Below are 7,350 nucleotides of genomic sequence, written 5' to 3'. Positions count from 1 at the left end.
GTGCCGACGGGCGCCGTGCCGACGGGGGACGGGCCGACGGGGGACGGGCCGGAGTCCGCACGGCACCTGTTCGCCTGCCACCACCCGCTCGCCGCGGAAGGAGCGCACCGATGACCGGCGCCGCCGTGCACCTGCGCCCGGACACCGACCCGGTGCTGTCGGTCGAGGACCTCGTCGTGGAGTTCCCGGTCGGCCGCCGACAGCGTGTGCACGCCGTCTCCGGGCTCAGCTTCGACCTGCTCCCGGGCGAGACGCTGGGCGTTCTCGGTGAGTCCGGGTGCGGCAAGTCGACCGCCGGGCGGGCCGCGATGCAGCTGCCCCCGCCCACGGCCGGGTCGGTGCGGCTGGCGGGCACCGAACTCACCGGACTCACCGGGCGGGAACTGCGTCGCGCCCGCCGGCCGATGCAGATGATCCTGCAGGACCCGGTGTCGTCGCTGAACCCCCGCCGGACGGTGGCCGACCTGGTGGCCGAGGGCGCCGGGCTGTGGGGTTCCCCGCCGGGGCGGGAGCGGATCGAGGCGGTGCTGTCCTCGGTCGGGCTCGATCCCGCGGTGGTGTGGCACCGCAGACCGCACGAACTCTCCGGTGGCCAGTGCCAGCGGGTGTGCCTCGCCCGCGCGCTGCTGCTCAAACCCCGGGTGCTGATCTGCGACGAACCGGTGTCCAGTTTGGACGTCTCGGTGCAGGCGCAGATCCTGAACCTGCTTGAGTCGGCGAAGGAGGAGCACGGCCTGAGCATGGTGTTCATCGCCCACGATCTCGCCGTGGTGAACACCGTCAGCGACCGGATCATGGTGATGTACCTCGGGAAGGTGTGCGAGGTGGTGCCGGCCGGGCGGATGACGTCCGCGGCGCACCCCTACACCCGGCTGCTGCTGGAGTCGGTGCCGCACACCCCGGGGACGGGCGGTGTTGACCCGGACGGCGGGGCGGGTACCGGCCCGGGGGCCACGGAACTGCCCTCCCCGCTCGATCCGCCGAGTGGGTGCCGTTTCCGGACCCGCTGTCCGTGGGCGACCGAGCTCTGCGCGCGGGCGGAGCCGCCGTTGCGCACGGTCGGTACCGATCACCACGTCGCCTGCCACCACGTGACCGTCGACGGCGCCGACCCCGCGCGCCCGGCCACGTGACGAGAAAGGAGGAACCGGTGCGGACCTTCGCCGACATCCTGCGCTCGCGCGCCGACGACGACGCCGTCGGACTGTGCTTCGGCGACCGGGAATGGACCTGGGCCGAGGTGGTGGCGGAGTGCGCCTGCCGTGCCGCCGCGCTGCGGGCCGACCTGCCCGTGCCCGGAGGACGGCGGCGCCACGTCGGGGTGCTGCTGGACAACGTGCCGGACTACCTGTTCTGGCTCGGTGCGGTGGCACTGTCCGGGGACGTGCTGGTCGGGATCAATCCCAGCCGCCGGGGTGCGGAGCTGGCCCGCGACATCCGGCACACCGACTGCGACCTGATCGTCACCGAGTCCCACCGGCGGGGACTGCTCGACGGGATCGACCACGGGGTCGGCACGGTGCTCGACATCGATGAGCCGGGTTACACCACCCACCTCGCGCCGCACCGGGGTGCCGCACCGGACCACGCGGGCGGTCCCGCGGCCGCACCGGGAAACACGCTGTTGCTACTGTTCAGCTCCGGCTCCACCGGCGCGCCGAAGGCGGTCGTGGTGAGCCAGGGCAGGCTCGGGGCGCTCGCGGACACGATGGTCGACCGGGTGGGTCTGGCGCGCGAGTCGGTGACGTATCTGTGCATGCCGCTGTTCCACGGCAACGCCGTGATGATGAACGTGGCACCGGCCGTCGCCGTCGGCGCGCGGATCGCGATGCGCCGGAGGTTCTCCGCCTCGGAGTTCTCCGCCGACGTGCACCGGTACGGCGTGACCTACGTGAACTACGTCGGCCGGGCACTGTCCTATGTGCTGTCCACTCCGCCGGACCCGCGGGACGCCGACAGCACCCTCGCCGTCGCCTTCGGCACCGAGGCCTCGGAGGCGGACGTCGACCGGTTCCGTCGCCGGTTCGGCTGCGTGGTCTCCGAGGGGTTCGGGCTCAGCGAGGGGGTCTTCCGGATCAACCGCACCCCGGACACCCCACCCGGCGCGCTCGGTGTCCCGGTGGGCGGCGCGGACGTGCGGGTGCTCGACGAGGCCACCGGCGCCGAGTGCCCGCGTGCCGAGCTCGACGCCGACGGCGGGCTGGGCAACCCGGAGGCCCTCGGTCAGCTGGTCGCGCTCGGCGGCGCGGCCGCGTTCGAGGGCTACTACAACAATCCCGGGGCCACGGCCGAGCGCGTGCGCGGCGCCGACTTCTGGAGCGGCGATCTCGCCTACCGCGACGCCGACGGGTTCTTCTATTTCGCGGGGCGCTCCTCGGATCGGCTGCGGGTGGACAGCGAGAACTTCGCCGCCGCCCCGGTGGAGCGCATCCTCGCCCACCACCCGGCGGTCGCGGCGGCGGCGGTGTACCCGGTGCCCGACGCGCGCACCGGCGACCAGGTGATGTGCGCGCTGGAACTCGTGCCGGGACGCAGCTTCGACCCGGACGAGTTCGCCCGCTTCCTCGATTCCCGGCCCGACCTGGGCACCAAGTGGTGGCCCCGGTTCGTCCGCCTCGTGTCGGCGCTCCCGCTCACCGCCAACAACAAGGTGGACAAGCGGCCGCTGCGTGCGCGGGCGTGGCACACCACCGACCCCGTGTACCGGCGCGCGGACCGCGCGGGCGACTACCGCCCGTTCACCCGGTCCGACCGCGAGACCCTGGAACAGGAGTTCGCCGCACACGGCCGAACCCCCCACCTCCCCACCCCGTGACCGCGAGTCGCCGCCAGGTGCCCGCGAGTCGACACCCCAGGCCGGCGAGTCGACGCGCCGTGCCCGTGGGTCGACACGCCGGTCCGGGGATTCCGGTTCGGAGTCAGGCGAGGAAGCGGAACACCGGTTCGGCGATGCACACCGGCTTGTCCCCGCCCTCCCGTTCGACCACGGCCGAGACGGTGACCTGCACGCCACCGGGGATCTCGGTGACCCCGGCCAGGGTGGCGGTCATCCGGACCCGGGAGCCCACCGGGACGGAGTCGGGGAAGCGGACCTTGTTCAGCCCGTAGTTCACCGCCATCGTCGCGTCGGTCACCTCCAGGACCTGCGACCACATCGGGATCAGCAGGGAAAGGGTGAGATAGCCGTGCGCGATCGGGCCGCCGAACGGGCTCTCGGCACGGGCACGGTCGACGTCGACGTGGATCCACTGGTGGTCGCCGGTCGCCTCGGCGAACCGGTTCACCCGTTCCTGCGGCACGTCGACCCAGTCGCTCGTACCCAGCTCGGTGCCCTGCAGGCCGGGCAGTCCGGCGAGTGTGCTGGTCGTGGTGGTGCTCATGCGAAGTTCTCCTCGTCAGTGGCGGTACCGGGCCCGCAGGTCGGGTTTGCGGACCTTGCCGGTGGCGGTCCTGGGCAGGTCGTCGACGAACTCGACGTGCCGGGGCACCTTGAACCGGGCGAGCCGGGTCTCCAGCGCGGCGCGGATCGCGTCCGCGTCCGGGGCGGTGTCCGGGGCGGGCCGGATGAGCGCGAGCCCCACCTCGCCCCACGTCTCGTCCGGGACACCGATCACGGCGGCCTCCTCGACCTCCGGCAGTTCCAGCAGTGCGGACTCCACCTCGGCGGGGTAGATGTTCTCCCCACCCGAGATGATCATGTCCTTGTACCGGTCGTGGATGAAGAGGTAGCCCTCGGCGTCCAGGGAGCCGGCGTCGCCGGTGTGGTACCAGCCGTCCACCAGGACCTCGGCCGTGCGCTCCGGCTCGTTCCAGTACCCGGCCATCACGTTCGGGCCCTGCACGACGATCTCGCCGACCTCGTCGGTGTCGGTGTCGGTGCCGTCCGGGCGCAGCACCCGCAGGTCGGTGAAGAACATCGGCTTGCCCGCCGACCCGACCTTGCGCACGGCGTCAGCGGAGTCGAGCACGGTGCAGCCCGGCGCCGCCTCGGTCATCCCGTAGCACTGCTGCATCGTCACCCCGCGGTCCAGCCAGGTGCGCAGTGTCGGCAGCGGCACCGGTGCGCCCGCCGCGCCGATGCCGCGCAACGCCGAGAGGTCCCGGTGGTGGAACTCCGCCTCGCGCGCCATGGCGTCCAGCATGGTCGGCACGGCGAAGAACGAGTTCACCCGCTGTTGTTCGAGGACCCGCAGCGTGTCGGCCGGGTCGAACCGGCGCAGCACGACCGCGCAGCCGCCCGCGAGCAGCGCCGGGTTCACCGTGCCGTTGAGTCCGCCGATGTGGAACAGCGGCGCGAGCGCGAGGGTCCGCTCGTCCGGGACCATGTGCAGGCCGAGATACTGGTTCACCGCGTTCGACGTCATGTTGCCGTGGGTGAGCACGGCGCCCTTGGGCCTGCCGGTCGTACCGGAGGTGTACATGATCAGGCAGGGGTCGTCGAGCGTGACCGGGTGGTCCCGCCGCTCGGGATCGGCCGCGGCGAGCAGCTCCTCGTACGGCAGCGAGTCGGTTCCCCCGGACGAGGGCGGCTCCGTCGCGATCCAGTGCCGCACCCCGGGGAGGCTCCCCCTCAGCGCGTCCGCCCATTCGCCGTGCTCCCGGCCGTGGAGCACGACCGACGAGCCGGAGTGCGCGAGCACGTACTCCGCCTCGGGGACGGTGAGCCGGGCATTGACCGGAACCCAGATCGCCCCGAGCTGTCCGCAGGCGTACAGCGTCTCCAACGCGGAGGGGTGATTCTCCCCGGTCCACGCCACCCGGTCCCCGGAGCGAACCCCGCGTGCGGCCAGCGCCGACGCCACCCGCCGCACCCGTTCGGCGAAACCGGCGTGCGAGGTCGTGCTCCCCTCGAACCACACGGCGTCCCGGTCGGGGGAGATCCGCCGCCGACGCTCCGGCCACGAGCCCAGCCCGGCGTTACGCATGACGCAACCCCAGGGCCGTGACCGCGTTCTCCTTCATGATCAGCGGACGGACCTCGTCGCGGATCTCCAGCCGCTCGAAGTCCCGGATCCAGCGTTCCGGTGTGATCAGCGGGAAGTCGGAGCCGAACAGCACCTTGTGCCGCAGCATGGTGTCGGCCGCCCGCACCAGCTGTGGCGGGAAGTACTTCGGCGCCCAGCCGGAGAGGTCGATGTAGACGTTCGGTTTGTGCTGGGCGACCGAGATCGCCGCGTCCTGCCACGGCACCGAGGGGTGCGCCATGATGATCGTCAGGTCCGGGAAGTCCACGGCGACGTCGTCGAGCAGCATCGGATCGGAGTAGCGCAACCGGATGCCGCGTCCGCCGCGCAGCCCGGACCCGATCCCCGTCTGTCCGGTGTGGAACAGCGCGGGGACACCCAGCGACTGGATCTCCTCGTAGAGCGGATACACCCGCCGGTCGTTCGGTTCGAACCCCTGCAGGCTGGGGTGGAACTTGAACCCGCGGACGCCGTACTCGGTGACCAGTCTGCGCGCCGCCCGGATCCCGGCGACGCCGCGCGCCGGGTCGATCGAGGCGAACGGGATCAGCACGTCCGGATGCTCGGCCGCCGCCTCGGCGATGCCCTCGTTGGACACCGCCGGGTGCCCGGTCGCCAGTTCGGTGTCCACGGTGAAGACCACCGCGGCCATCCGCCGCCGCCGGTACTGCTCGGCGATCTCGGGAACGGTCGGGTTGGGGTCCTCGGCCTTGAAGTGCGCCGACGCCGCGTCGAGCAGTTCGTCGTCCATCGTGAGGTGCCCGTCGAGGTCCTGGTGGACGTGCACGTGCACGTCGACGGCGACCAGGTCGTTCACGTCCATTCCGGGTGTGCGGTTCACCGCGCCTCCTCGGGGAGCTGCTGGCCCGTGGTCTGCTCGGAGGCGGCGAACCGCTCCGGCCAGACCCGCGCGATCGCGTCGGCCGACCACCCGGTGCCGTCGGCGAACTCGGTGACGATCTCGTCCGGGTGCGAGTACAGGGACAGCCGGTCGCCGCCGATGCCGACCGCCTGGCCGGTGATCCCGGCCGCGGCGTCGGACGCGAGGAAGGCCACCAGCCCGGCGGCGTCCTCCGGCGGGCCGAACCCGAGTTCCTTCCGCGCGAACGGGGGCAGCGGCTCGCCCGCGGAGAGCGCTTCGACGTAGCGCGTGAAGAACGGCACGGTCTCGGTCATCGCGGTCGCCGCGACGGGCACCACGGCGTTCACCGTGACCCCGGCCCGGGCGAGTTCCAGGGCCCAGGTGCGCACCATCCCGACGATTCCGGCCTTGGCCGCGGCGTAGTTGGTCTGCCCGAAGTTGCCGACCTGGCCGGTGGGGGAGCCGACGCAGATGATGCGGCCGCCCTCGCCCTGTTCGCGCATCCGGACCGCCGCGGCGCGGGTGCAGGTGAACGTGCCGCGCAGGTGGGTGGTGAGCACGGCGTCGAAGTCGTCGTCGGACATCTTCCACAGCGTGGAGTCCCGCAGGATGCCCGCGTTGTTGACGAGGACGTCGAGCCGGCCGAACTCGGAGACCGCCCGGTCGACGAGGGCCTGTGCGGCCTCGCTGGTACCCACCCCGACGACCTCGGCGACGGCGGTGCCGCCCGCCCGCCGGATGTCGTCGACGCACGCCTCGGCGGCGGTGGCGTCGACGTCGTTGACGACGACGGAGGCGCCGCACCGTGCGAGTTCGGTGGCGTAGGCGCGCCCCAGCCCCTGGCCGCTGCCGGTCACGATGGCGACCTTGCCGGAAAGATCCACTTGTTCGACTCCCTGTCTCGCCGGGGATGCGGGACGGGACGTGACCGAAGGCTTCGTCGCCCCGTCGATGCCGTTCTGTACGCTAGGGAGAAATAATAGAGATTGTCAACTATGGAGAAGTACATGAATTTCCCGGAGCTGACGGACGACGTCGGCTTCCTGCTGTCCCGGGCCAGCGGACTCGCCGTCCGGGGGGCCAACGCCGCACTCGGCGAGTACGGGCTCCGGGTCCGGCAGTACTCGGTCCTGGCCCTGGCCGTGCGCGCACCGGACGGGATCTCCCAGCGGGAACTGGCCGACACGCTCGGGCTGGACCCGAGTCAGGTCGTGCTGCTGGTGGACGAACTCGTCGGCGCCGGGCTGGTGGAGCGTCGGCCCGCGCCGTCCGACCGGCGGACCCGGCTGGTGGTGGCCACCGGGGAGGGGGAGCGGGTCCGGCACCGTGCGGGGGAACGGGTGTGGGCGGACACCCGGCACCGCCTGCGCGCGCTGAGTGACGCCGAGCAGGACACCCTGCGGGAGCTGCTCGCGCGGATCGTGGACACGGCCGACAGCGACGGCGGGAACCGGTGACGGGTGCGGGTCACCGGGCGGCGGTGTCCCGGACCGGCCGGGTCGGCGGGCGCACGCCGGCCGGGAC

7 protein-coding genes are annotated in these 7,350 nt (G+C 72.4%); 3 read left to right on the top strand and 4 right to left on the bottom strand.

All coding sequences use genetic code 11. The features are described 5' to 3' along the window. Nucleotides 1–110 precede the first annotated feature (110 nt). Together SACHA_RS0112070 and SACHA_RS0112065 are read left to right on the top strand one after the other, a co-directional pair. On the top strand, nt 111–1,133 hold the full coding sequence (locus SACHA_RS0112070; RefSeq protein ID WP_019810020.1) for an ABC transporter ATP-binding protein: 1,023 nt from the start codon (nt 111–113) through the stop codon (nt 1,131–1,133). Nucleotides 1,134–1,150: 17 nt separating this feature from the next. Beyond that, nucleotides 1,151–2,815: an AMP-binding protein gene (locus SACHA_RS0112065; protein ID WP_019810018.1), complete on the top strand. Its 1,665-nt coding sequence runs from the start codon at nt 1,151–1,153 to the stop codon at nt 2,813–2,815. A gap of 103 nt (nt 2,816–2,918) precedes the next feature. Here SACHA_RS0112065 and SACHA_RS0112060 read toward each other — a convergent pair whose 3' ends face one another. Genes SACHA_RS0112060 through SACHA_RS0112045 form a run of 4 tightly spaced genes read right to left on the bottom strand, consistent with a single transcriptional unit; the run spans nt 2,919 to nt 6,710 of the window. Next, the gene (locus SACHA_RS0112060) at nt 2,919–3,380 is read right to left on the bottom strand and encodes a MaoC family dehydratase (RefSeq protein WP_019810016.1); all 462 of its coding nucleotides are present in this window, start codon (nt 3,378–3,380) and stop codon (nt 2,919–2,921) included. Between the two features lie 15 nt (nt 3,381–3,395). Then, nucleotides 3,396–4,925: an acyl-CoA synthetase gene (locus SACHA_RS0112055; protein WP_019810014.1), complete on the bottom strand. Its 1,530-nt coding sequence runs from the start codon at nt 4,923–4,925 to the stop codon at nt 3,396–3,398. Then, nucleotides 4,918–5,787: an amidohydrolase family protein gene (locus SACHA_RS0112050; RefSeq protein WP_019810012.1), complete on the bottom strand. Its 870-nt coding sequence runs from the start codon at nt 5,785–5,787 to the stop codon at nt 4,918–4,920. Before SACHA_RS0112050 ends, SACHA_RS0112055 begins: the two co-directional genes overlap by 8 nt. A gap of 14 nt (nt 5,788–5,801) precedes the next feature. Continuing rightward, nucleotides 5,802–6,710 (bottom strand): SDR family NAD(P)-dependent oxidoreductase, encoded by a 909-nt coding sequence (locus SACHA_RS0112045; RefSeq protein WP_019810011.1) that lies wholly within the window; start codon nt 6,708–6,710, stop codon nt 5,802–5,804. Between the two features lie 111 nt (nt 6,711–6,821). Between SACHA_RS0112045 and SACHA_RS0112040 the strand changes: the two genes are divergently transcribed. Next, the gene (locus SACHA_RS0112040; protein ID WP_019810009.1) at nt 6,822–7,283 is read left to right on the top strand and encodes a MarR family winged helix-turn-helix transcriptional regulator; all 462 of its coding nucleotides are present in this window, start codon (nt 6,822–6,824) and stop codon (nt 7,281–7,283) included. Nucleotides 7,284–7,350: the final 67 nt, after the last annotated feature.

Source organism: Saccharomonospora halophila 8 (assembly GCF_000383775.1).
Classification (GTDB): domain Bacteria; phylum Actinomycetota; class Actinomycetes; order Mycobacteriales; family Pseudonocardiaceae; genus Saccharomonospora; species Saccharomonospora halophila.
The sequence above is the reverse complement of the archived record's forward strand: the minus strand, read 5'-3'. Positions and strand labels throughout refer to the sequence as shown.